This is a genomic window from Pseudoalteromonas sp. TB51 (assembly GCF_000498055.1).
In the GTDB taxonomy this organism is placed as follows: Bacteria; Pseudomonadota; Gammaproteobacteria; order Enterobacterales; family Alteromonadaceae; genus Pseudoalteromonas; species Pseudoalteromonas atlantica.
Genome location: NZ_AUTO01000235.1, coordinates 1 through 23,550, shown reverse-complemented (window position 1 = coordinate 23,550; position 23,550 = coordinate 1). Strand labels below are relative to the sequence as shown.

The 23,550-nt window shown below is 40.2% G+C and carries 21 protein-coding genes and 2 pseudogenes; 11 read left to right on the top strand and 12 right to left on the bottom strand.

The window, feature by feature from the left end; genetic code table 11:
* Window positions 1–68 precede the first annotated feature (68 nt).
* From L650_RS0113255 to L650_RS0113240, 4 genes are all read left to right on the top strand, one after another.
* Complete coding sequence (locus tag L650_RS0113255; protein ID WP_024034245.1) at window positions 69–650, top strand: rhomboid family intramembrane serine protease; 582 nt, start codon at window positions 69–71, stop codon at window positions 648–650.
* 90 nt (window positions 651–740) lie between these two features.
* Window positions 741–1,580: a glutathione-dependent disulfide-bond oxidoreductase gene (gene yghU / locus L650_RS0113250; RefSeq protein ID WP_004587400.1), complete on the top strand. Its 840-nt coding sequence runs from the start codon at window positions 741–743 to the stop codon at window positions 1,578–1,580.
* Window positions 1,581–1,726: 146 nt separating this feature from the next.
* Window positions 1,727–3,667: a putative bifunctional diguanylate cyclase/phosphodiesterase gene (locus L650_RS0113245; RefSeq protein ID WP_029773418.1), complete on the top strand. Its 1,941-nt coding sequence runs from the start codon at window positions 1,727–1,729 to the stop codon at window positions 3,665–3,667.
* Window positions 3,668–3,671: 4 nt separating this feature from the next.
* Window positions 3,672–4,973, top strand: coding sequence for an MFS transporter (locus L650_RS0113240; RefSeq protein ID WP_029773417.1), 1,302 nt, complete (start codon window positions 3,672–3,674; stop codon window positions 4,971–4,973).
* Between the two features lie 128 nt (window positions 4,974–5,101).
* Here L650_RS0113240 and L650_RS0113235 read toward each other — a convergent pair whose 3' ends face one another.
* On the bottom strand, window positions 5,102–5,545 hold the full coding sequence (locus tag L650_RS0113235; RefSeq protein WP_029773416.1) for a hypothetical protein: 444 nt from the start codon (window positions 5,543–5,545) through the stop codon (window positions 5,102–5,104).
* 11 nt (window positions 5,546–5,556) lie between these two features.
* The gene (locus L650_RS0113230; protein ID WP_004587403.1) at window positions 5,557–5,832 is read right to left on the bottom strand and encodes an EF-hand domain-containing protein; all 276 of its coding nucleotides are present in this window, start codon (window positions 5,830–5,832) and stop codon (window positions 5,557–5,559) included.
* A gap of 254 nt (window positions 5,833–6,086) precedes the next feature.
* Here L650_RS0113230 and L650_RS0113225 point away from each other — a divergent pair, with 254 nt between their 5' ends.
* Entirely contained in the window at window positions 6,087–6,941 is an 855-nt protein-coding gene (locus L650_RS0113225) for a PA4780 family RIO1-like protein kinase (RefSeq protein WP_024034251.1), read from the top strand.
* Between the two features lie 18 nt (window positions 6,942–6,959).
* Here L650_RS0113225 and L650_RS0113220 read toward each other — a convergent pair whose 3' ends face one another.
* The 4 genes from L650_RS0113220 to L650_RS0113205 form a co-directional block, all read right to left on the bottom strand.
* On the bottom strand, window positions 6,960–7,634 hold the full coding sequence (locus L650_RS0113220) for a response regulator (protein WP_029773415.1): 675 nt from the start codon (window positions 7,632–7,634) through the stop codon (window positions 6,960–6,962).
* Window positions 7,635–7,643: 9 nt separating this feature from the next.
* Window positions 7,644–9,098: an ATP-binding protein gene (locus tag L650_RS0113215; RefSeq protein WP_029773414.1), complete on the bottom strand. Its 1,455-nt coding sequence runs from the start codon at window positions 9,096–9,098 to the stop codon at window positions 7,644–7,646.
* 262 nt (window positions 9,099–9,360) lie between these two features.
* The gene (locus L650_RS0113210; RefSeq protein WP_029773413.1) at window positions 9,361–11,289 is read right to left on the bottom strand and encodes an alpha/beta hydrolase family protein; all 1,929 of its coding nucleotides are present in this window, start codon (window positions 11,287–11,289) and stop codon (window positions 9,361–9,363) included.
* A 71-nt stretch (window positions 11,290–11,360) separates the two neighbouring features.
* Window positions 11,361–11,969, bottom strand: a complete 609-nt coding sequence (locus tag L650_RS0113205) for a flavin reductase family protein (protein ID WP_029773412.1) — start codon at window positions 11,967–11,969, stop codon at window positions 11,361–11,363.
* An 84-nt stretch (window positions 11,970–12,053) separates the two neighbouring features.
* Between L650_RS0113205 and L650_RS0113200 the strand changes: the two genes are divergently transcribed.
* The 3 genes from L650_RS0113200 (at window position 12,054) to L650_RS0113190 (ending at window position 14,279) form a co-directional block, all read left to right on the top strand.
* The gene (locus L650_RS0113200; RefSeq protein WP_029773411.1) at window positions 12,054–13,556 is read left to right on the top strand and encodes a cryptochrome/deoxyribodipyrimidine photo-lyase family protein; all 1,503 of its coding nucleotides are present in this window, start codon (window positions 12,054–12,056) and stop codon (window positions 13,554–13,556) included.
* A gap of 1 nt (window position 13,557) precedes the next feature.
* On the top strand, window positions 13,558–13,695 hold the full coding sequence (locus L650_RS23835; protein ID WP_024034255.1) for a DUF2256 domain-containing protein: 138 nt from the start codon (window positions 13,558–13,560) through the stop codon (window positions 13,693–13,695).
* Between the two features lie 146 nt (window positions 13,696–13,841).
* On the top strand, window positions 13,842–14,279 hold the full coding sequence (locus tag L650_RS0113190; protein ID WP_029773410.1) for an OsmC family protein: 438 nt from the start codon (window positions 13,842–13,844) through the stop codon (window positions 14,277–14,279).
* A 58-nt stretch (window positions 14,280–14,337) separates the two neighbouring features.
* Here the strand turns inward: L650_RS0113190 and L650_RS0113180 are convergent, their stop codons facing one another.
* Complete coding sequence (locus tag L650_RS0113180; RefSeq protein ID WP_223230584.1) at window positions 14,338–14,619, bottom strand: 2TM domain-containing protein; 282 nt, start codon at window positions 14,617–14,619, stop codon at window positions 14,338–14,340.
* Between the two features lie 145 nt (window positions 14,620–14,764).
* Here L650_RS0113180 and L650_RS0113175 point away from each other — a divergent pair, with 145 nt between their 5' ends.
* The gene (locus L650_RS0113175) at window positions 14,765–15,550 is read left to right on the top strand and encodes a putative porin (protein WP_029773409.1); all 786 of its coding nucleotides are present in this window, start codon (window positions 14,765–14,767) and stop codon (window positions 15,548–15,550) included.
* A gap of 74 nt (window positions 15,551–15,624) precedes the next feature.
* Here the strand turns inward: L650_RS0113175 and L650_RS0113170 are convergent, their stop codons facing one another.
* Window positions 15,625–17,112, bottom strand: coding sequence for a dipeptidase (locus L650_RS0113170; RefSeq protein ID WP_029773408.1), 1,488 nt, complete (start codon window positions 17,110–17,112; stop codon window positions 15,625–15,627).
* A 215-nt stretch (window positions 17,113–17,327) separates the two neighbouring features.
* Between L650_RS0113170 and L650_RS23830 the strand changes: the two genes are divergently transcribed.
* Complete coding sequence (locus L650_RS23830) at window positions 17,328–17,501, top strand: DUF2986 domain-containing protein (protein ID WP_085065494.1); 174 nt, start codon at window positions 17,328–17,330, stop codon at window positions 17,499–17,501.
* Window positions 17,502–17,543: 42 nt separating this feature from the next.
* On the opposite strand, the gene L650_RS0113160 is transcribed toward L650_RS23830, so the two are convergent.
* The 3 genes and pseudogenes from L650_RS0113160 to L650_RS24855 form a co-directional block, all read right to left on the bottom strand.
* On the bottom strand, window positions 17,544–19,673 hold the full coding sequence (locus L650_RS0113160) for a TonB-dependent receptor plug domain-containing protein (RefSeq protein WP_029773407.1): 2,130 nt from the start codon (window positions 19,671–19,673) through the stop codon (window positions 17,544–17,546).
* A 98-nt stretch (window positions 19,674–19,771) separates the two neighbouring features.
* Window positions 19,772–20,194: pseudogene (locus L650_RS24860) on the bottom strand (methyl-accepting chemotaxis protein); the annotation flags it as partial.
* Between the two features lie 108 nt (window positions 20,195–20,302).
* Window positions 20,303–21,073: pseudogene (locus tag L650_RS24855) on the bottom strand (PAS domain-containing protein); the annotation flags it as partial.
* Window positions 21,074–21,443: 370 nt separating this feature from the next.
* On the opposite strand from L650_RS24855, the gene L650_RS0113150 reads away from it, so the two are divergent.
* Window positions 21,444–22,646 carry an MFS transporter gene (locus L650_RS0113150; RefSeq protein WP_029773405.1) on the top strand — a complete coding sequence of 401 codons (1,203 nt, stop codon included), beginning with the start codon at window positions 21,444–21,446 and terminating at the stop codon, window positions 22,644–22,646.
* 69 nt (window positions 22,647–22,715) lie between these two features.
* On the opposite strand, the gene L650_RS0113145 is transcribed toward L650_RS0113150, so the two are convergent.
* The coding region (locus tag L650_RS0113145) for an NAD(P)-dependent alcohol dehydrogenase (protein ID WP_029773404.1) at window positions 22,716–23,550 on the bottom strand (835 nt) is incomplete at its 5' end.

Here is a 23,550-nt window from a genome sequence, read left to right as displayed (position 1 = left end):
TTAAATCGCTTTTAATAGCGAAAACATACTCCTATACTGGTACAAAACAATCCTACTAAAGCGTTTATATGCCAACTACCCCATCATCATCTTCACTGATAACCAGTACGCGATTTGCAATATTTAGCGTAGTTTTTATATGCCTAATACTACAAGTGATCAATAGTTTACCTGGCATTACGCTTAATGGTTTAGGTATTTACCCTCGCAGCGTTCAAGGGTTAATCGGTATTTTATGCGCCCCATTTTTACATGGCAGCTGGTGGCACTTTGCTAGCAACATGTTGCCTTTTGCTGTACTAAGCTGGCTAATTTGCCAATACAGTGTAAAACGCTTTTATACCGTGTTTATATTTACTGCGTTAATTGGCGGGCTATTAGTGTGGGCCTTTGGTCGAAGTAGTTTTCATGTTGGATTAAGCGGCGTTATTTATGGTTTATGGGGATTTATACTGTGCTATGGCGTGGTTAGGCGCTCGTTTAAGTCTATTGTTATTGCCCTAGTAGTGGCAGTGCTTTACAGCGGATTTATTTGGGGCGTGCTACCACAACGCTTTCATGTCTCGTTCGAAAGTCACCTTTTTGGTGCGTTAAGTGGGTTCTTTTTAGGGTATAAACTTGCCAAAGCAGATAAATTAAAAGCACGATAATTTTTTCATTGCCTTTAATTAATTTTTTACGCCCCCAGCTTGTTATCTATGAGTATATAAATTAATTACATTTTTAAATTGAGGTTATTTATGAGTAATGAACACGAATACACGCCGCCTAAAGTTTGGACGTGGGACAGCGAAAGTGGTGGTAAATTTGCTAATATTAACCGCCCTATTGCCGGCGCCACTCATGACAAAACCTTAGACATTGGCAAGCATGCGTTTCAACTTTATTCATTAGCCACGCCTAATGGCCAAAAAGCGACCATTATGTTTGAAGAGTTATTAGAGCTTGGCCTAACCGATGCCGACTACGATGCCTATTTAATTAACATTGGCGAAGGCGACCAATTTGGCTCAGACTTTGTTGATATTAATCCAAACTCTAAAATTCCTGCGCTAATGGATCACTCTACCACGCCACCAACACGCATTTTTGAGTCGGGTTCAATTTTACAATACTTGGCAGAAAAATTTGATGTGCTAATCCCAAAAGATTTTAAAGCCAAGACCGAGTGCCGTAATTGGCTATTTTGGCAAATGGGTTCAGCGCCTTATTTAGGTGGCGGATTTGGTCATTTTTATAGCTACGCACCAACAAAAATGCAATACCCAATAGACCGTTTTACTATGGAAACTAAACGCCAGCTCGATGTATTAAATCGCCACTTAAGTGAAAACGAATACATGGCGGGTAGTGAATATTCTATTGCCGACATTGCCATTTGGCCTTGGTATGGCTCGTTGGTGCTTGGAAAATTATACGACGCCGCTGAGTTTTTAGATGTTGCCTCTTACACTCATGTAATGCGCTGGGCAGAGCAAATAGCAAAGCGCCCCGCTGTTAAACGTGGTCAACGTGTTAATCGCACCTGGGGCCCTGAAGAAGAGCAACTTAGCGAACGACATAACGCCAGCGACTTTTAATCTAACAGCCCATAACAAGACATTGTGTTATGGGCATTTTTTTATTTAAAATCTGCATTTTCCCTGTCATTAAACTATATTTATTATTGTCTTTTTATAAAATGTAACCTGCTTTACCCGCATTACTTTTCATAAGGCTTTAATGAGTGCAATATAAAAATTTAAATAGTGATGAACGCAGAGAAGCCGTAAAACTTTTATATTCTAATGCTTTATCTGGCATTGGTGTTTCGGCGTTAGTTAGCTTTGTACTTGTATTTGCATTTGACCTAACGGATGAGAGAACAAATCAAGAAAAAATAATTTGGCTTTTTTTTATGCTGGTTGTTTTAGCAGCAAGGCTAATGGATGTTATTTACTTTAACTACACCAAAGAAGTTAACCAGCCTTTTAATGCAAATAGCTTTTTAAAACGCTTTTCGGTGGGGTGTATAGCGACCGCGATTTCGTGGTCATGTTACGCACTGTGGTTTCATAAAAGCTCATCCACCGTTGAAATTACCACCACAATAGCTATTTTGTCGGCGTTTGCTGGAGGCTCAGCCAATTTGCTCTCGGGTAGTCGCTTTACCTCGGTGTGTTACAGCATTATTTTATTAATGCCTTACTCTATAGTACTAACCTTATCTGATGACTATTACCACTATGTATTAGGCTTTTTGGGCATTACTTTTTCGGCAATTATGGTCGCCTCTTCTTATAAGTCGGCCACATTTACCCAAACGGCCATAAAATTACGAAATCAAAACCGCGAATTACTTAACGAAATGGAAAGCAAAGTAGAAACACGCACAGAAGAAATTTACCGTTTATCAAATACTGACCCACTAACAAGTTTATTAAACCGCACCGCTTTTTTAAAAGTGGCAAATAAACAACTGGCAGATCATCCCGAGGAAAAACTCGCTTTACTATTTGTAGACCTAGATGGCTTTAAGCAAATTAATGACTCTATGGGTCATAAAGTTGGCGACCAAGTACTTAAAGAAATAGCCGAGCGACTCACTAACGTTTGCACCCGCCACTTATACAAATGCCGCTGGGGCGGAGATGAATTTTTAATTTTAACAACCTATGAGGATGAACAAGACTTATTTGATTTTGCCAAAAAGGTTATTAAAAGCATTCGTGCCGAGCATGAACGATATAAATACCAAAGCTGGGTATCTGCCACTATTGGCATAGCGTTATTTCCTGAGCATGAGGGCGATTTAAGCGCGTTAATTCGTTCAGCAGATTTAGCCATGTACCATCAAAAACGTATTGCCAAAGGCTGCGTAAATATTTACAACAACGACTTAAAGCGCCAACAAGAGCGCGAACAATTACTCAGTAAGCGCTTGGCAAGTGCAATAAAAGACAACGGCTTGCGGTTAGTGTTTCAGCCTATTGTGGATAGCCAAACAGCGAAGGTGACCTCGTTTGAGTCACTTTTACGCTGGCAATTAAATGACGAAGCGATATTTCCTGATGAATTTATTGCCATTGCCGAGCAATACAACCTCATAACCGAACTTGGCTTATGGGTGATTGAACAAGCGTGTGTGCAAGCTTGCACGTTTAAAAACGTACAACCCCCTATTGCTGTTAGCGTTAATGTATCTGTAATACAACTTCAAGACCCTGATTTTGTCACTAAGGTTGTAAATATCGTTGATCAATACGGCGTAAAGCCAGAAAACCTGCACCTTGAAATCACTGAATCTGTGTTTGCTGAGGATAAGCTCACCTTTTTAGCAGCAGTAAAAGAGCTGCAAAAACAAGGGTTTTGTATTTCTATTGACGACTTTGGTACTGGGTACTCATCCTTGTCGAGCATGTTAGATATTGGTGTAGACATAGTAAAAATAGATAAAAGTTTCATTCAAAATATGGATAAGCGAGGCTTAAGTATAATTCATGCGATTGTGCAAATGGCCTCAACACTAGATTTTATAGTAGTCGCTGAAGGTGTAGAAACTCTAGAGCAAGCCAACATGCTAAAAGAAATTGGTGTGTCTCACCTACAAGGCTATTACTTTTCTAAACCTATGGAACAACACTTTGTAGATTCGTACCTCAAAGAGCAAAACAAATTGTGTAGCTAGCAGTATGAAAAAACTCACTAAAGAGCAAGTCTATAAACGCCTTAACAACGATGAAGACGCACGCGCTTGTAAAGACATAAACGAAGATGACTGCAAAGAAGTGGCCGGTAATTTTATTCTTTTATTAACAAGTCAGCTTTTTAGTAAATTTGCCGATGCCCTCCTCAACCCTAAAATAACTCTGCCTTGGTTAATGCAAAGCTTAAACGTACCAAGCGCGTTTATAGCGTGGCTGGTGCCTATAAGAGAATCGGGCTCTTTATTACCACAATTAGCGATAGCCAATATTATCCGTAAACTCTCAGTAAGAAAGTGGGTATGGGTTTGCGGTGCATTTGCACAAGCGGTATGTATTGGCGCTATGGTTGGTGTTTCATTTGTGCTAGAAGGCGCTGAGGCTGGCTATGCAATTTTAGCTCTGCTGGTGCTCTTTAGCCTCGCCCGCGGGTTTAATTCTATTGCCGCTAAAGATGTATTAGGTAAAGTTATTCCTAAAAAGAAGCGGGGCAATATTAGTGGCCTGGCGGCAAGTATTGCCGGCTTTGCAACACTCACTTTTGGTTTAATGATGTGGTTTTTTTCGGGGCAAAAAGAGCAAAATACGGTATTAATTGCGCTGTGTTTAGGCGCTGTTTTGTGGGTTGTTGCTGCACTTTTTTATAGCCGCATAAACGAATACAAAGGGGCGACGCAAGGCGGTAAAAATGGCTTTTTAAATGCGCTAAGTAAATTAAAGCTGCTTTATCAAGATAAACAATTTGCACACTTTGTAATTACCCACGCCTTTTTACTTTGCTCAGCCCTAAGCGCGCCTTTTTATATTATTTTAGCAAGCTCTCAGCAGTTTGAATTTTCATTATTGGCAGTATTTTTAGCCGTGTCTGGCTTAGCAAGTTTAATTTCTGGGCCAATATGGGGAAGACTCAGCGATTTTTCTAGCCAAAAGGTGCTTGTGATCAGTGCGTTGCTTGTCACCATAAACGGCGTGAGCGTGTTTGTAATAGCTACATGGTATAGCCAGCTGTTTGAATATGCTTGGGTAATACCTGGTTTTTATTTTTTGCTTTGCATTGCTCATCAAGGCGTGCGGCTCGGGCGTAAAACCTATTTAGTAGATATGGCACAAGGCAATAAACGCACTGATTACGTGTCGGTTAGTAATACTGTAATAGGCATTTTGCTTTTAATGTTAGGCAGTATAGGGCTTTTAGAAGCATTTTTATCAACCGCACAGCTTATTTTGTTGTATAGCCTGCTCGGTTTGTTAGGGGCTATTAGCGCGATTTTTTTGCCTCAAGCGGAGTAATACCAATGCGCAATAATACGTGATCAATTAAGCGAATTGGTATATTAAAAAAGCCCAACAAAATAATTGCCGGGCTTTGGACTTAAGACCTAAGGATAAACAGTCAGCTTTACCTCAAGTTATAACACCTAAGCAGTTACATTTAGCAGTGAATCACCTTCACTTAAGCCAAATTTTTCTTGTACCGATGAAAGAATTGATTCTTTATCTTCATCAGATAGCTGGCTTGAATACTCAGTTAATAACTCATCTAAGTAGCTAACCACTTCGTCAGTATCAACAGATTCTAGCGAGTTTTGCGGCGGGCGCTGCCCTTCAGGGCGTCCTGCATCGCCAATACTTTTAGCGTCAAAATCAAGTTCGCTCATTAAATCAGCCAACTCTTTTGTAGGCGAGATCCCCTGCTCTTCAAAAGCGGCTTGAATACTTTGCGCATCTTCCGTGCTTAGGTTTTGTGCATCAAATTCTGCAAGTGTTTCTTTAACAAACTCAGTTTGCTCTGAAGTTAAAGCGCTTACTTGGCTAGATTGTTGAGTCATAAAACTCGCTGAGCTACCAATACTGTTGATCATATTTATCTCCTTTAACGTGCACGGCGTGGTGGCTTGTGTTCACTTAATTCTTGTTCGCTAATTTCGCCATTCCCATCGGCATCTATTTCGTCAAAAATAGTTTGCGCATCGCCTTGCGGTGGCGCACTTTCGCTAAATTCTGCAAGGCTAATCACACCGTCACCATCTGCATCTATGCTTGAAAAGTCAGGTTTAGGTGGTGGGTTATCACCGCCTCTGGCTGCAACATTGGCTGAAAAAGCCATTGATAATAATGCAGCAACGGCAAAAGTAGAAAAATGCTTCATCGTGGTCACCTTGGGTTAAATATTAATAAAGGGTATGAATATAAAGTACGCTTAAAAAATGCAAACATTGTGCAAACAATAAGGAAATAAAAATAAATCCGATTTTTATCATGTTATTTTTACCTTATTCGGTATTTCGGTTATTGTGATAACTAATTACTTAAAACCACTTTCAACACCTGTTTTGAGAGCTAACATACTAAGGACTTATTAACATACATGTTTAATCTTCCAATTTTTCTAGTTGTATCGCAGTGAAAATACCTAAACGCCTCCAGCCACTCGTTGATGATGGCCTAATTGATGAAGTGATAAGTCGCTTAATGAGCGGTAAAGAAGCGGATGTATTTGTGGTGCGCAGCGGTGGCGAAATTCGCTGTGCTAAAGTCTACAAAGATGCCGTTAAACGCAGCTTTAAAAAGGCAGCTCAGTATCAAGAAGGCCGAAAAGTAAGAGGCGGACGCCAAGCCCGCGCCATGGGTAAACGCTCAAGTTATGGGCGGCAACTAGAAGAAGAAATTTGGCAAAATGCAGAAGTAGACGCGCTTTCACGTTTATCACGCGCTGGCGTCAGAGTTCCTGATACTTATTACTGTATTGATGGCGTGTTGTTAATGGAGCTTGTATGTGATGAAGACGGAGATGTTGCTCCACAGTTAGGGCATGTGACCCTTACACAGCAAGACGCTATTGAGCAGTACAGTATGATGGTTCATTATATTAAATTAATGCTGTGCGCTGGTATTATCCACGGTGACTTATCAGAATTTAACGTACTTGTTGATAGTAAAGGGCCTGTAATTATTGACCTTCCACAAGCTGTAAACGCCGCAGCCAATAACAGTGCGCAAGCAATGTTTACGCGCGATGTAAACAACATACGTCGTTATTATGCGCAGTTTGCACCTAGCCTATTAAACACCCATTACGCTAAAGAAATGTGGGCACTGTTTGAAGAGGCCAGCTTAACGCCAAACACCGTGCTAAGCGGAGAATTTGAAGACAGTAACGAATCTGCAGACGTAGATGCGGTACTCGATGAAATACAAGCGGCCGAATACGAAGAGTTCGACCGTTTAGAGCGTATTAAAAACGCTGACGATGAGTAAAACTGCGCTCACGTTTAGCTATTGAGGGTGAACAAACCGATAGCCCACACCGTAAACCGACTGAATAACGCTGTCGGTTTGCGTTACTTCATCAAGCTTTTTACGTAACTTTTTTATGTGGCTGTCTATAGTTCGGTGGCTAACTATACGTTGGTCTGCGTACATGGTGTCCATTAAGCTATCGCGTGAATAGATTCTGTTAGGGTTAGAATACAAAGGCTTAAATAGCTGAAATTCAAAATTAGTTAGTTCTATACTGCTATTTTTATAATTTACACTGTAAGTACTTTCATCCAGTGTCATGGCATTATTTACCGGCTCTTTTGTGGTATTAACACGTCTTAAAATTGCTTTAACTCGCGCCACCAGCTCAGCATAACTAAACGGTTTGCAAATGTAGTCATCGGCGCCCAGTTCAAGTCCGAGTAACCGGTCAATCTCCTCCACCTTTGCCGAAACCATAATAATGGGCACATTAGAGAACTTTCTTATCGCTTTGCACAGCTCTATACCGCTTTGCCCTGGCAACATAATATCTAATAAAATAACACTTGGCTTATTACTTTCAAGCCAGCTAAGTACTTCATCACCATGATGAATAAGGTGCGTTTGATAATGATGACTTGTTAAAAAGTCGCTCATTAAATTGGCAAGTTTTATTTCATCTTCAACAATGAGTATTTGCTCACTCATACTTATCCTCTACTGAACTAATAAGGGTAATTTAATAACAATGCCAAGCCCGCCCATACTGGCTTTTTCGGCTGATATTTCGCCATTATGACCTTTAACTATATGCTGACAAATAGACAAACCTAAACCAGAGCCTCCCTCTTGGCGATTGCGAGAGCTGTCTACACGGTATAAATATTCAAACAAGTGCGATAAATGCGTTTGCTCAACGCCTACCCCGTTGTCCTCTATTATAAGCTCTAAATAGGCTTGGCCTTTAATATTTACGTTATTGGCACTTAAAGAAATAGTTGAGCACTGGGCGTAATGCACCGCATTCATTAAGATATTATCTAGCAATTGCAGTATACGTGTTTTATCTGCGTTTACTGTGGTGTTGTTAGCACTATTAAGAAGGTAAAAATTAATAGCGTGCTGCTCAAAAATAACGTGATACTTTTGCTCTATGGAGTTAAGTAAAAAGCCTACGTCGGTAGGTTGCATGGTGTAATGCATGCCGCCTAGCTCGGCGCTGTTTAACATGTGTAGGTCGTCAATCAAGCGCTTTAAATGCAGCGCTTCATCGTTAGCAGAACTAATATTTTTATTATTTGGTTCACGTATCCCAAGCAACATAGCTTCGAGCTCACCGAGTAAAATGCTCATTGGCGTTCTTAGTTCATGAGAAATATTAGCTAACCAGCGTTTACGTACTTGCTCATCTTTAGCGAGCGTAAAGGCCAAGGTATTAAAATCTTCACTAAGCTGGCCCAGCTCGTCTTTCCTATCTAATAAAAGTTTGGTGCTGTACTGCCCTTTGGTTAGCTTATGCATACCACTGGCAATTTGCTTTACAGGGCCAACTAAATGCCTTGCCAGTAAAAAAGACAACATTAAGGTAAGTAGCCCTGCGGTTAACGCAATAAGCCATAAATAGTTAGTTTGTTGCTTTAAAAAATCCAACTCGTACCCATCTGCTAGGCTTTTTCTTTTTGAAACAGCAAGGTAAGCAATTGTTTTACCTTCAAGCTCTATGGGCGTTTTAATGTACTTTAAATCCTCAAATAATTTGCCAAAAATACGCTGCTGTTTTTCATCCAGTAGTGCATAGTGCGCGGCATGCTCGGGCGGTGGGCGTCGATCTCGTTGCGCCATATGCTGTGGGGGTCTGGGTCTGCGTTCGCCGCGAATTTCTGAGCGCTGTGGCATATCGCGTAAACTAGGTAAAAACTGGCTTGATTGCAATTGCGATTCAACCAACCTTAAAAAGCGCTGATCGTTACCTATAATTTTATCCCACGAGGGAGTTTGCGCGTATTTATTAGCCAGCTGTACCGCTAATGGCTCTAATGCTTTTACTTCTTTGGCGTTTACAAAATCAATAATACCTTGGCCAATACTGTACTGAATAAGCACAACAAGCCCCGCAATAATGCTAAAGGTGAAGCTAAATAATATTAAAAAAAGTTTGTTGTGAATTTTCATTTATTTTTTATAAACCTGACTCTAAAAGCATTTGAGCTGTTATTTATTGCGTATTTTTTTACTGCTAAAACGTATTATTAAAAGCTCTAAGCACTTTTAAGAATAGCCTGTAATAACAATTGTATTAATTGCGTGTTCTATTATAGCGACTTATAAATAGCGCCTTTAATAACAACGTATAACGTTAACAAGTAAAAGTGCAAACAATGTGCATTATATAAAAAATTACGCTCTAAAAAGGCGACCTAAGTCGCCTTTGTTATTAATCGTTTTTTAAATGCTTATCAAAAAAATCGAGAAACGCTTGTAACGTTTTAATTCTATGCGGCTGATAAGACAAGTAATGATCGCCATCTTCTAGCTCAATGTAAGTAACATCTTTATCTTCGTCATCTAGTTCATCTTCCATTTCTCTACTATGGTAAATAGGGACAACACTGTCGTCGCTACCATGCACAAGTAAAACAGGTTTGTTGATTGATTTAGCAAAATTGACCGGCGAATTGGCCTCTAACTTATCGCTATTTGTTCCAAACTGTTTTCGTACTATGTCTTTGTTTGTAAAGTGTCGGGCTTTACTCACAATATGCTCAAGGTCAGTTACCCCTGCAAAACTTGCCGCACATTTAAATGTTTCAGGGTGTTTAATAACAGCCATTAAGGCGGCATATCCACCATAGCTTGCGCCACCAATACAAATTTTATCTGGCTGAGCAATCCCTTGGTCTATTAACCAGTTAGCTCCATCTTGTAAGTCATCTTGCATGGCTAAACCAAAACCTTGAATCGACTGCATTAAAAAGTCATAACCATAACCACTTGAGCCACGAAAGTTAGGCTGTAACACGGCATAACCATTATATGCCAGTAGCGCAGTCCAATAGTCAAAGCCTGCATAGTCTCGCGCCATAGGCCCACCATGTGGAAATATAATAGTGGGTAACTTATCGCCTTTCTCATAGCCAACAGGCAGCGTTAAGTAGCCTTCTATAATAAGCCCGTCACGTGCTTTATAGCTGATGTGCTCTTTACCGGCGTATACGCTTTCGTTAATGTGTGGGTAAACGTCTGCAAAAAATGTTAAATCACCTCGCTTTCTGTCACCTAACATGTAGGCGCCTGATGTTTTATCTGAGCTGACATACAGTACATATTTTTGCTGATCGTCGCTGGTGCTAACAATATCCATTTCAAATGAATCTTTAGGTAGTGATGCTCGTAAAGAGCGATGTAGCTTATCTAAGTCTTCATCCCAATACGCAATACCATCTTCTAAATGCGAATGCGTAAAGCCTGCCACTTCGCCAGTTTTACGGGAGTAAAAAATATCGCCATCGACATCGTACTTGTCGTCGCTAAAAATGAGCTCACGTTTGTTAGTTGATAGATTAAGCTTAAATAATGCATCACGCCCTTCATGTAGCGCAGTGATGTATAAAAAGTTAGGGTCTTTATCAAAGCCAAGTATCGAAATGCTTTGCTCACTAAATACTTCGTAGCTAAATAGTGTTTGCCACGACTCATTTTGCTCGTTGTACAGCTCGTAAGTAAATTGTGTTTCATCCATTTTTTTAGCAATACGAACCTTGCCTTGTCTATCAGCAAACCAACTGGTTACATCTGCACGAGCACGTTGTATTTGTTTTTTGCGTAAGGTAGTTAGGTCAAGTTCATACACCGCAGGGGTATTGGCTATTTTAAAATCGCCCTGCACGAGTATTTTATTTTCTTGCTCCGGTAAAAAGCTAATAATTCGGTCAGAAAACTGAGGCTGCTTTTCATCACGCGTGTTGTTTGCTCTAAACGCCAGTTTTATTCCTTTATCATCACTTAGATTATACGAATACATTAATGTAGACGCATACTTAACCCCACCAAATTGATATTTAATGTATCGTGCGCCCAATAACAACACATCATTATTTGCCCAACTAAACCAGTCAAAAAATACAGTGTGGTTATCAGATTTAATAATCGGCTTGCCCTTACCTGTTGTAAGGCTTTGCACCATTAAAACTAAATCGCCATCAAGGTTTCTAACATATGCAATGTTATTTCCATCTGGTGAGAGCTTAACTTGGCTTATGCTTTTTAAGCCTGCAAACGCTTCTATGGGTAGCTTTTTATCAGAGGCTGATAGGCAGCTAAAACTAAGTAGGGCAAATACTAAAGTGAGGTAAAGTTTAGACATTCAATATCCATTTGTTTTTATAAGTAACGCTTAATGAGTTAACAGTAAGTGTATAAAGTTAATCTGTTATTTTACAATTGTGGCCGCTTTAGTACAAATTTATCTTTAGTAGAGCTAAAGTAGTCTCCACCCATTTTACCTACGCTGTTTAAACGCGAGGGGTCTATATAGCCATTCACTAACACGTTATCGTCAATATAAATCCCCACCACGTTGAGTAGCATAACTTTGCCGCCACCTGGTTCGTCGCTTATCTGAATAACGTCTCTTAAGGTGCACTCGTATCTTACTTTAGCCGCTGCGGCGCCTAGGGATGTTACGTGTGTACTGGCGATTGTTTCAATATTTGCCGCCTCAAATTCACTCACATTATGTGGATAATTAGCGCAGCTTTGATTCATTTTTTCTACTAGCTCTTCACTGACTATATTAACCACGCAGTTGTTAGTGGCTTGAAGGTTTAAAAGCGTGTCTTTATTGGCTTTGTCGCGTGGGTTTACTTGGGTCACGCTCAGCACTGGCGGGTTACAGCTGGCCACTGTAAAAAAAGAGTAAGGGGCAATATTAGCAATCCCCTCCTTACTAAGTGTGCTTACCCAAGCAATAGGCCGTGGGCTAATACCCCCCACTAAATACGAGTAAACATTGTGCTGCGTGTCTTGCGTTAAATCTAAAAACATAATTTTCCTTTATACGTCGTACTGCAAATCGTAAAAGCGCTGTATTGCGTACAGTATTTCATAACTGCAGCCACTTTTTTAAATATGCGCGAAAAAATAAACATAGTGTGGTTTAAACGCGATTTACGCCTTAGCGACCATCAACCACTTAAAAATGCGTTTAGTGATGATTTACCCACTTTATTGCTATACAACTTTGAGCCACTAATGCTTGAGGATGCACATTATAATGCGCGCCATTGGCGTTTTGTTTATCAATCAATAGGCGAAATAAATCAGCAACTAACTCGCTACAAAGCAACGCTGTATATTTTTAACCAAGACATGCTGACACTGTTAAACACGCTTAATCAAACATACCAAATAGCAAACATATTTAGCCATCAAGAAATTGGCTTAAACAATACTTTTGAGCGCGATAAAGCCGTTGCTATATGGTGTAAAGCTAACAAAGTTAACTGGCTTGAGTCACAAACGGGCGGCGTTATTCGTGGCAAAAAAAACCGTAAAGATTGGAACGCACGCTGGCAACAAACAATGCAGGCTCCTATTGCTATTCCTAATTGGAAAAACATAAAAACCATTACACTTAATAACTACCAAACACCTAAATTGCCCGACAGCTACACGCAAAATGATGACAACTTTCAAATAGGTGGGCCTTTAACTGCACACACAATATTGCAAAGCTTTTTTGCTGAGCGCGGTAAGGGATATCAAAAAGGCATATCTAGCCCCAGCTTAAGCCGTATTCATTGCTCTAGGCTTTCGCCTTATTTAGCGTGGGGTAATATTAGCCTTAAACAGGTTTATCAAACCGCTATTGATGCATACCATGCAAAACACCCAAGCAAAAAAGGCTGGAAGCGCCCGCTTGCTGCATTTGTATCGCGTTTGCATTGGCACTGCCATTTTATGCAAAAATTTGAAAGTGAGAGTACGATGGAATTTAAAGCGCTCAATGCGGGGTATCATCAGTTCCCATATAGAAATGATGACAACGTACAACACGATATTGAGCGCTGGGCACAAGGCCAAACGGGTATACCCATTATTGATGCCTGTATGCGCTGTTTAAAAACCACGGGCTATATTAATTTTAGAATGCGCGCTATGTTGGTTAGCTTTGTAACTCATCATTTAAATATAAGCTGGCAGCAGGCAAGCTTACCTTTGGCAAATTACTTTTTAGACTTTGAACCTGGCATTCATTACCCACAAGTACAAATGCAGGCCTCAGTTACGGGTATTAACACCATTAGGCATTACAACCCAATTAAGCAATCTGAAGATCAAGACCCAACCGGCGCCTTTATTAAAAAATGGTGCCCCGAACTTGAAAAGCTGCCGATAGAATATTTACATGAGCCTTGGCAACAAACACCAATGGAAGCGCTGTTTAACGACTTTAAACTGGGTGAAGACTACCCCGAGCCCATGCTTGATTTAACTCAAGCCTCCAAACAAGCGCGCGAACGTTTATGGCAATATCGCGAGCGCGCCGATGTTAAACGTGCAATTCCTAACATATTAAAAAAGCATGTAGGGCTTACTCGCACACAAAAAAACACCGCAAAAAGTAATTAATATGGCACATAAAAAAAGCCACTTACCACAAAAAATGTGCCCTGTTTGCAACAAGCCTTTTGCGTGGCGTAAAAAGTGGCAGCGCGATTGGGATAACGTTATTTACTGCTCAGAGCGTTGTAAACGTAATAAAAAGTAAAGGTATTAATCCTTTATGCTATGCGTGAGCTGGCGTCTATTTTGCAATGGTATGAATAACTCGGCTTTTAAGGCTGTATTTAGGTGTTTTATGTAAATAGCACTTACTCAGCCTGAAAAGCTTACATGCAACGCAAGGAGAAGATGATGACGATTAAAAAAACGGCAAACTCAACCTGGTCAGGCGATATTAAAACAGGTAAAGGCAGTATTTCTACACAAAGCGGCGCACTTGATAAACAACCATTTGGTTTTAATACTCGCTTTGAAGACGAGCCAGGCTCTAACCCAGAAGAATTAGTGGGAGCTGCGCACAGTGCCTGCTTTAGTATGGCGCTTTCGCTTGCACTTGGCGATGCCGGTTTTAAAGCCGATAAAATTGATACTAAAGCCACCGTAAGCCTTGATGAGGTTGATGACGGCTTTGCAGTCACCCATATAGCGCTTGAAGTAAACGCACGTATTAAAGATATTGCTAACGAGCAATTTCAGGCATTGTGTGAGCAAACTAAAAAAAGCTGCCCTATTTCAAAGCTACTTAATACCGAAATCTCCCTAAACGCAACGCTCGACTCAACCGCATAAAACGTAATTTTTAAACCTTACGGTTTTACGCGTTAAGCCAAGTAACCTGTTACTTGGCTTAACACTCATCCCTAACCCTTTTTGAGTTATTTGAGTTTAATAACTCATTTAGCAGTGCTATACCCATCCCTAAAGCAGGCCAAACTACCCATAAATTATTTGGCGATGTAATTAAGTTTATCGCGGTCAAAAATACCAAAGCCACAAAGTAACGTTTTAAATTATCAAAAAATGCTGGTGTATTCATGTTTGCTCTCCTCTTAAAATGTAAGGTTATTATTGCCTTAATTTTAAAGCCTGAAAGGTGCCATTTGTCATCAGTTAATATGACATTAGTCATCAATTTATAGCAGCCCCTTCAAGCGCATCTCTACAAATACTTATACAAACATACAGTTACTTACAATTATTTAAATGTATTTTAAAGAGTATTTAATATAATACCTTTTCTAGATACACCTATTTAATTTTAAGAAAGGATACTTATGCGCTACTTAATGCCACTCTCTTTGCTTGCACTTAGCTGTACAGCATCAGTAAACGCCGAACAATCAGCATCAAAGCAATGGTTTAATACAATTAACTACGCAAAAATTGATTCTCGCTATTACAGCGACAATGTGTACGGATTATCTACGCATTATTACTTTGAAGAGCAACAAAGCTCGGGAGTATGGGATGATTATGGCTACCTAGATACAGATAGTAATATAGGCTTAAATTACTTTAATTCTGATGGTTTTAGTAGAAAAGGGATTTTTGGAGAAGGCTTTTACGGTAATGCTTTTGCAACCATAGAGTTGCCTAATATTGGCGATACTGATACCTACTCACTTGGCATAGGTTACTTATTTGCTGATTCGCTAAAAGTATCTGCACGTATGATAGATTATGAATATGGTGACACAGTTTATTTATTTAAAGCGCAATATAACCACCAAATTAATGACACCGACTACATTGGTTTTACTGTTGAGACGGATGATGAAATAGAGTCGTGGGACTTATCATCACGTTACTTTGCTCACCTTTACGATGAACGCTACTTTACTATAAATGCTGACTATCTCGATGCTGGTGATGATTCAATTTTTAATGTGTTGGCAAATTATTACTTTAATAAGCATGTTGCAGTAGGCGTTGGTTTATACGACTCAGATTTAGTTGTTGAAGGTAAATACTTTATTAACGATAACTACTATTTTACAGCTAATTACACCGATAACGATGGCTACGATATATACACTCTCAGTTTTGTAGCTCAGTTTTAGTAAATACAAAAAAACCGCCTTGCTGGAGTCACTTCAGTTAAACAAGGCGGCTTTTATATTAAAACAGCTATAGCTTACATATTACCTAGCTCTATCATCATTGCGGTATACATACGTAAATTAAGCGCTAATTGCTCAAGCGTAATAAATTCATGCTCTGAGTGGCCGGTATAACGTTTGCCTGGCATTGAAGGGCCAAACGATACTGCATTATCAAATAATTTTGCGTTAGTGCCTCCGCCAATTGATACAAAGTCAGCTTGTTCGTCACCTGTAAAATGTTTAAAAATATCGAGCAGCTTTTGTGCGTGCGGTGCGTTATCTAACAGCATAGGTGTACCAATAATGGTCTCGACTTTAGTAAGCGTTACGTTATTTGCAGTTTCCCATTCCTTAATCGCGCTGTTTATTTGTGCTTTAAGTAAGTTTTCATCTTTACCAACTGGGCGGCGCGCGTTAATGGCTAACGTTAGTGCGTTACCATCGCGTTCAATTACGGTAGGGGCTACGCTCATTGGGCCCATGAATTCATGCTCGTAGGCAATATTACCAAATTGCTTACCATGAATATCTAAACCAATTAATTGATTTACAAATTTTATAAGCTGCCCATCGCTATTATTTTCAAGTGCGACGTCTTTAAATACCTCGCTCAGGTGTGCAATAGCATTAACGCCCGACTCTGGCTCTGATGAGTGCGCAGACACCCCTTTTACAGTTATTTTTAAGCCTTCAGCTTGCTCTTCGAAGTTAAACTCAACTTCACTAAGTGTTTTAGCTTTAGCTTTTAATGAGTTAATAACAACAGCGCTTGCGTTATGCAGCACTAAGCTTGCATCTTCTGGTATTTGGCTTTTAAACGCGCCGCCCGCTAAATCACTCACATACATACCGGTTTGTTTTGAGGTAGCATTAAAAGTAGGAGCAATTAAGCTCCAGCCTTTCTCGGCTACTACAACTGGGTATGATGCATCAATGGTTACGGCGTATTTTGGCTGCTCGTAGGTTTTCATAAATTCAGTAAGCGGGCCCCAGTCAGATTCCTCCGCTAGGTAAATCATCAACTCTATGCGGTTATTAAGCTCTATGCCTTTATCTTTAATCGCTTTCATGGCGTATAGTGCGGTGGCTATTGCGCCTTTGTCGTCTTCTGTGCCCCGCCCGACTAATTTGCCAGGCTCTGAGGTATCAATAATAAATGGGCTTTGCTTCCACTTACTGGCATTGGCAGGTTGTACGTCTCCGTGGGTTACAACGGTAACCTTTTCGTTTTGATCTCCCATGCCTATAAGCACGGTGTAGCCTAGGTCTTGGTAATCAAACCCAAGCTCTGCAGCTTTCATTTTTAATACAGATTTAAAATTAATAAAGTCAGGATTTTGTGGCGCGGGTATCGACTCTTTATTTACCGTAGGAAAAGCCACTAAATTAGTTAACGTGTGAATTTGTGATTGTTGATAAGTATTAACAGCGTAATTGGCAACACTATCAATATTTGTATGTAATTGTGCATGTGCGCTAAAAGCAAATAAAGCACTGCAAAGCAAAGCTAACTTTTTCAAAACGTATCCTTTTGTATGAATCATTACTACCAATGCGCAATAATAAATCGCTTAAATAATTAAATTGGCATTAAAGCTAAATTATACCGCCAAGCAATAGTATTAAATAGGCCTTTGCGGCAGGGTTACAACAATCGCGCTTTAAATTTAGATAGCGGCTTACATTGCATTGGTTGTATAATGCGCGACCTTAATTAATCAGAGTATTAGTACTAATGAACCGCCGCAAAAAAATCGTCACCAAATTTCAGAAAAAAGATAAACGTGCTAATGCTAAATTGCATAAAAGTAATAAACCGGCGTATGTATCAAAAGCAGAGCGTGAAAAACTAGCTTTAGAGGCGCAGCAAACAACCAACGCCGAGCAAGTTACGCCAACACCTGATTAAACTAAAGCGCCAAGCAGCATATTCTCAACGCTTTATATGGGTTTAAAATGCGTAACTGGCACTTATATTAAATGAGCGCCCTTGCCCAGCTAATTGAGTAAACCCCGTGCTGTTACCTTGCTTAAGCGCTGCAATACTTACCCCGCCTAGGGGTAATTGATAAAACGTATCAAATAAGTTTACCACCTCAATACCCAGCGTAAGCGCATCAAAAGAAGCTTTAGAGCTTATATTAACTAAGCTGTAACTAACGGTTTGGTTTTCTAAGCGGTTAACATCAACGCGTGATTTTGTATCCACCCACTCCCACGACAGCGCATTTTCAAATAATCCTATTTGCTGGCTTAATGAGAGCGCTGTATGCAATGGCTTAATTTGATATAGCGGCTGGTTAGTATCGTCGCGCTTACCACGGGTACTTGTAACGTTTGCTGTTAATACCCATTCGCCAAACTGTGTTGATTGATAAAGTGCCTTACTTATATCAAGCTTTGCGCCATAAAGTGTGGCGTCAACATTACTAAACTGCAAAATATTACGTGATGTGTTTGCTAACCCATAACTATTAAAACTACGTACAATATCTGCATCAATGTAGTCGTTTACATCGGTGTACCACACATTAGCACTTACACGCCAAGCATCATCTTTAGCTGTTTTTGAATACGTTGCACTAATGGTATTTGCGGTTTCTACATCAAGCTCTGGATTACCAATATAACCATTAGCGTCGCCGTACCAGCCAATCATTGTGCTTGCCATATTACTTACACCCCAACTGTAACGCTCATATAAATTAGGGGCTCGGTTTTTACGGGCAAGGCCTAATTGTAGCTCGTCATAAAGTGTGAATTGATAATTAGCTAATACATTTACATCAACTAAGGTGTCGGTTTTATCTCTATCGGCATTGTTAAAATCATTGGCAGCTAGCGCATTATTGGCAGTTGTCATTGCGTTCATACTACCCGTATTCATCATGCCATCGTTATAGGCTTGTACTTCATCAACCTGTGTATTAACACGCTCAACCCTTATACCCGTATTTAACCAGAGCTTGTTATTGATTTGGCTTTCATATTCTGCAAATAAGGCAATACGCTCACGCTTACCGTTATTAATATTTATATAATCATTTGGCCCCATCATGGTTGAGCCTTCAATCGCTGGCCACCAATCATCAATGCGGTAATTATAATATTCTTGTCCAAGTAGTAATGAGCTATTTTGATCAAGTGTAAGGCGCCATTTAAGCTGTGTGCTTATGTCTTTTGCATCTGTTTTCATGGGCATCATGCCGGTTTTTTCTTTACTAAAAAAACCCATTTCGTGTTTAACGCTGTGCCAATTAACTTGCCCTTCTAGCTCGCTGTTTTCAAAACTGCGCTTATATTGGGTAATAGCGCCATAGCTGGTGTTATCAGTCATATCCATGTACTGGTTAGCAAAACCCTGATACGGTATTTTTTGATGCGTAAGCTTTATCACAACTTGCTGTTTATCGTCACGTATCGCGCCAGTTAGGCTGTGGTTTTGAGCCCTATATAATGTATCAAGTACCACATTACCTTTTCCATCTTTGTAGCTGTTGGCATCACTAAACGACCCTTGGTAATTAAGGCTCACAGTATCGCTTGCTAAACGTGCTCCAAAACCTAGCTTTTGGCCGTTATCAACACTGCTGTACTTAGCCGAGACATAGGCTGAGTTCCATGCAAGCTCAGTATTTTCGCTGTATTGTGGTGAAATTGAGTTAACGCTTATTACACCTGCAATGTTATCGCCACCAGCACTCACTGGCGAAACACCAGCAACTACATTGTAAGCCGTTACTTGATTAGCTGATACGTAAGAAAGAGGCGGGTTCATCTGATTAGCGCACGCTGCAGTAACCTCTGCGCCATCAACCAGTACTTTTACTCTATCGCCCATTAAACCATTTAAAATAGGTAAGTTAGACACCCCGCCCGCAGCCGAAAAATCAACACCTAAATTGCTAAGCATTGCCTCTGACGAACCAAGCGATAAGTGCTTGTTGTGTACCTGTCCATGCACTTCAATAATTTCTAAAGTGTTATCATCTGCAAATACTGCAGGAGATAAAAGGCCAGTTAATAAAAGTGTTAACGGAGAGAATAAATAAGTGTGTTGGATATGTTGAATATGAGCCATTTATAATTTATGCCACTGTTATATATGGCATAAATTATATAATGTAGTTACAAGTTTAAAGCGCGACAAAATGTCGCACTTTGAGAACTTACTGCCACTTAACTCGCGTTAAGCTTAGACACTGTTGCAGAAACAGCATCTGCGCCGCGTTCTATTTCTTGAATTACTTCTGAGACTTTCGCTATTAGCTCTCGGCCTTGCTCTGAGGAATCAGAGACAGAGGTGATTTGCTTTGAAATATCGTTAGTCAGCTCTTGGTTGTTTTTAACTACGGTTGCAATTTCGTTGGTTGAACTGCTGGTGCTTGCTGCAAGCTGCCTAACTTCATCGGCTACCACGGCAAAGCCGCGCCCGTACTCGCCCGCTCGGGCGGCTTCAATAGCTGCATTTAACGCCAATAAATTAGTTTGATCGGCAATACTGCTTATGGTCGAAACAATAGAGCCGATAACTGCTGACTGCTCATTCAGGTTTTTAATTAAATCAACCGATTTAAGTACTTGGCTTACAATTGCATCTGAGTTTGCAATTGCATCATGTAATATATCTGAGCCCGTTTTTGCAGTTTGCGCACTCGACACCGCCGATTCATACGCAATTTGTGCGGCCTCACTAACGGCTTCGTTGTCTTTTATGCGATCGGTAATATTAGAGGCAAACTTCACTATTTTTATCACTTTGCCTTTATTATCTAAAATGGGGTTATAAGTTGCCTCTAGCCATATTTGCGAGCCATCAGAGGTTATGCGTTTAAACTTACCCGACTTAAACTGTCCATCGCTTAGCTCTTCCCAAAACCGAGGGTTATTTTGATAAAAAGAGTCAGTACAAAACATTTTGTGATGCTTGCCAACTATTTCTGCAAGTGAATAACCCACCGTAGATAAAAAGTTATGATTTGCTTTAATTATGGTGCCATCGGGGTTAAATTCTATTGTAGCCAGCGCCTTATCAAGCGCTTCGGTGAGCGCTTCTTGAGATTTTCGCTGTACATAATTTTTTGTAATATCCGACGCTATTTTAATAACCTTAGTAACCACCCCGTTTACTTCAACAGGAAAATAAGTAGCCTCTAGCCATAGCTTTTCGCCATTAGCGTTAAAGCGCATAAAGGTACCGCTTGTTGAGTTTGCCCCTTGCAGCGCTTGCCAAAATTCGCTGTACTCACTCGACTTAGCGTAGTCTGAATCGCAAAACATCCGGTGGTGCTTGCCTATTACCTCTTCTCTTTTGTAGCCTACGGTATCTAAAAAAAGATCATTAGCGTCTAAAATTTTTCCCTCGGGTGTAAATTCAATATACGCTACATGGTTATAAATAGCGGATAGTACTGATTTACTTTCATTGAGTTGACGTTCCAATTCTTCAACTTTGGCGTTATCTTTTCGTAGACCAAACATGTGTTAAACCTTTAGGGAATAATAATAGGATGACAATAACGAACAAATATAAAAATAATATGTAAGCTAGCAATAAATGTAACAACTTTGTAAATATAGGTGTTTTTTAGTTTTTCTGCGAGCAATTAAAAGCTTGCTAGTGAGTTGCTTTGTAAAAACTTTTTATAAATTAATCTAATAAGTAACACTTTATAGCAATTAACAAAAGTAAAACAAGCCAAAAATACTATTTTTTATACATGACGTAGTACACTTTTTAACTTAAAATAGCCATCTCACTGACACACTCCACACCTAATATATGTTTACTCTCCACACAGTTAATGTGTGGCTATTCACTATTTTTAAAATCAAAGTTAAAGGATCTTCTATGAGTGCAGATGTTGCGTCGGCATCTAATCAGTTAAATAAAACTGCTATTTTATTAGTGTTAGCACTAGGTACGTTTATTTTAGGATTATCAGAATTTTCAATGATGCCTATGCTGCCGCTGATCAGTGAAACGTTTGGCTCAACCCCTTCGCAAAGTGGCTATGCAATTAGCGCCTATGCTATTGGTGTCGTGGTAGGCGCGCCGGTATTAATGCTTACAACGGCCAATATGCGAAAACGCAAAGCTTTGCTGATTTTTTTAAGCCTAATGTGTATTTCTAATGGTTTGAGTGCATTAGCAACCTCATTAGAGCAGCTCGTTATTTTTCGCTTTTTAAGTGGCTTACCTCACGGCGCATACTTTGGTGCCGCTATTTTGCTTGCCTCCGATATTGCCCCTTCGGGTAAACGCGCGAGCTTTATGTCAAAAGTATTTATGGGCTTAACCATTGCGACCATCGTTGGCGTGCCTATTGTTACCTTGGTGGGGCAAAACCTAAGCTGGCGTTATTGCTTAGGTGGCGCTGCGGTTTTAGCGTTTATTGCGTTTATATTTGTATACAAAGTAGTGCCAAATATTGATAACGCTAAGCCATCTAACTTACTTAATGAGTTTGGCGTACTTAAAAATAAACTGGTGTGGTCTATTTTAGGTATTGTTATTATTGGCTTTGGCGGCGTGTTTTGTATTTATACATACATTGCCGATACAATTTTAGATGTAACTAAAACAGCCCCTTACACTATTTCTATCGCTATGGTGATGTTTGGTATTGGTTGTACGTTAGGTAATTACATATTAGGTAAAGCGGCCGATAAATCTGCCATTAAAACCACAGGCCTTGCACTGGTGTGCACCATCGTATTTGCAATTGCCTACGTTAGCGCAAGTTACAATATTTGGATGCTGTATGCGGTTATATTTTTTATTGGTTGCAGTGTGGGTTTGGCAACGCTTATTCAATCTTTATTAATGGATGTAGCCCCAGAGGGCCATGCAATGATTGGTGCATTAGTACAATGCGCATTTAACACCGCAAATGCTATCGGCCCTTGGGTTGGCGGGGCTGTTATTGCACAAGGTGCAGCGCCTAACCAAACAGGTTATGTCGCAGCGGCGTTGTTTTTAGGCGGCTTAGTAATGTGGTTTTTAAGCTACTTGCAACTTAATAAACAACAGCCCGCAGCACAAACCTGTTAAGCATATAAAAAGAGCGGCTAATACAATTAGCCGCTCTTTTACTTTAACAAGGGGATTTAATCACCCACCTTACTGGGCCTCTAACGACGCCATATCAATAACAAAACGATAGCGTACGTCTGATTTTTCCATTCGCTCATACGCGGTGTTTATTTGGTCAATATTAATCATTTCGCACTCTGGCAATACGTTATTTTTGCCACAAAAATCTAGCATCTGCTGGGTTTCTTCTATCCCACCAATCAGTGAGCCTGCGATGCGGCGGCGACCCATTAAAAGAGGCACAGTGTTTAGCTCTTCTACGGGGCCAACTTGCCCAACAATAACTAGCGTCCCATCTATGTCTAATAAGGGTGTGTAAATAGACAAATCGTGCTTAACAGGTACGGTGTCAATAATAATATCAAAAGTCGACTGCGACGCTTTCATTGCATCTTCGTCAGTCGACACTAAATAATGCTGCGCGCCAAGTTTTACTGCGTCATCTTTTTTAGACTCACTTCGCCCAACCACTGTTACACTCGCGCCCATGGCTACGGCATTTTTAACAGCCATGTGACCTAAGCCACCAAGCCCTACAACGGCAACACGGCTGCCTTTTGTAACGCCCCACTTATGTAATGGAGAGTAAGTAGTGATACCTGCACATAATAAAGGGGCAACGCGCGAAAGCTCTAAATTTTCAGGGACTGATAGTACAAATTCTTCACGAACAACAATATGTTTAGAATAGCCACCTTGGGTCATCTCGCCGGTTACTCTATCTTTACCTGCGTATGTGCCTACCATGCCTTCTTGGCAAAATTGCTCTTCGCCGTTATCACACTGTTTGCAGCTTTGGCATGAATCAACCATGCAGCCTACCGCTACCGTGTCACCTTTTTCATAGTTTTTAACAGCGCTG

What these genes read in the sequence shown, in the direction of transcription:
- L650_RS0113240 (WP_029773417.1), top strand. Translation starts at nt 3,672, where the DNA reads ATGAAAAAACTCACTAAAGAGCAAGTCTATAAACGCCTTAACAACGAT.
- L650_RS23835 (WP_024034255.1), top strand. Translation starts at nt 13,558, where the DNA reads ATGGCACATAAAAAAAGCCACTTACCACAAAAAATGTGCCCTGTTTGC.
- L650_RS0113205 (WP_029773412.1), bottom strand. Translation starts at nt 11,969, where the DNA reads ATGTTTTTAGATTTAACGCAAGACACGCAGCACAATGTTTACTCGTAT.
- L650_RS0113160 (WP_029773407.1), bottom strand. Translation starts at nt 19,673, where the DNA reads ATGGCTCATATTCAACATATCCAACACACTTATTTATTCTCTCCGTTA.
- L650_RS0113220 (WP_029773415.1), bottom strand. Translation starts at nt 7,634, where the DNA reads ATGAGTGAGCAAATACTCATTGTTGAAGATGAAATAAAACTTGCCAAT.
- L650_RS0113255 (WP_024034245.1), top strand. Translation starts at nt 69, where the DNA reads ATGCCAACTACCCCATCATCATCTTCACTGATAACCAGTACGCGATTT.
- L650_RS0113235 (WP_029773416.1), bottom strand. Translation starts at nt 5,545, where the DNA reads ATGATCAACAGTATTGGTAGCTCAGCGAGTTTTATGACTCAACAATCT.
- L650_RS0113230 (WP_004587403.1), bottom strand. Translation starts at nt 5,832, where the DNA reads ATGAAGCATTTTTCTACTTTTGCCGTTGCTGCATTATTATCAATGGCT.
- L650_RS0113180 (WP_223230584.1), bottom strand. Translation starts at nt 14,619, where the DNA reads ATGACTAATGTCATATTAACTGATGACAAATGGCACCTTTCAGGCTTT.
- L650_RS0113150 (WP_029773405.1), top strand. Translation starts at nt 21,444, where the DNA reads ATGAGTGCAGATGTTGCGTCGGCATCTAATCAGTTAAATAAAACTGCT.
- L650_RS0113215 (WP_029773414.1), bottom strand. Translation starts at nt 9,098, where the DNA reads ATGAAAATTCACAACAAACTTTTTTTAATATTATTTAGCTTCACCTTT.
- yghU (WP_004587400.1), top strand. Translation starts at nt 741, where the DNA reads ATGAGTAATGAACACGAATACACGCCGCCTAAAGTTTGGACGTGGGAC.
- L650_RS0113210 (WP_029773413.1), bottom strand. Translation starts at nt 11,289, where the DNA reads ATGTCTAAACTTTACCTCACTTTAGTATTTGCCCTACTTAGTTTTAGC.
- L650_RS0113175 (WP_029773409.1), top strand. Translation starts at nt 14,765, where the DNA reads ATGCGCTACTTAATGCCACTCTCTTTGCTTGCACTTAGCTGTACAGCA.
- L650_RS23830 (WP_085065494.1), top strand. Translation starts at nt 17,328, where the DNA reads ATGAACCGCCGCAAAAAAATCGTCACCAAATTTCAGAAAAAAGATAAA.
- L650_RS0113200 (WP_029773411.1), top strand. Translation starts at nt 12,054, where the DNA reads ATGCGCGAAAAAATAAACATAGTGTGGTTTAAACGCGATTTACGCCTT.
- L650_RS0113190 (WP_029773410.1), top strand. Translation starts at nt 13,842, where the DNA reads ATGACGATTAAAAAAACGGCAAACTCAACCTGGTCAGGCGATATTAAA.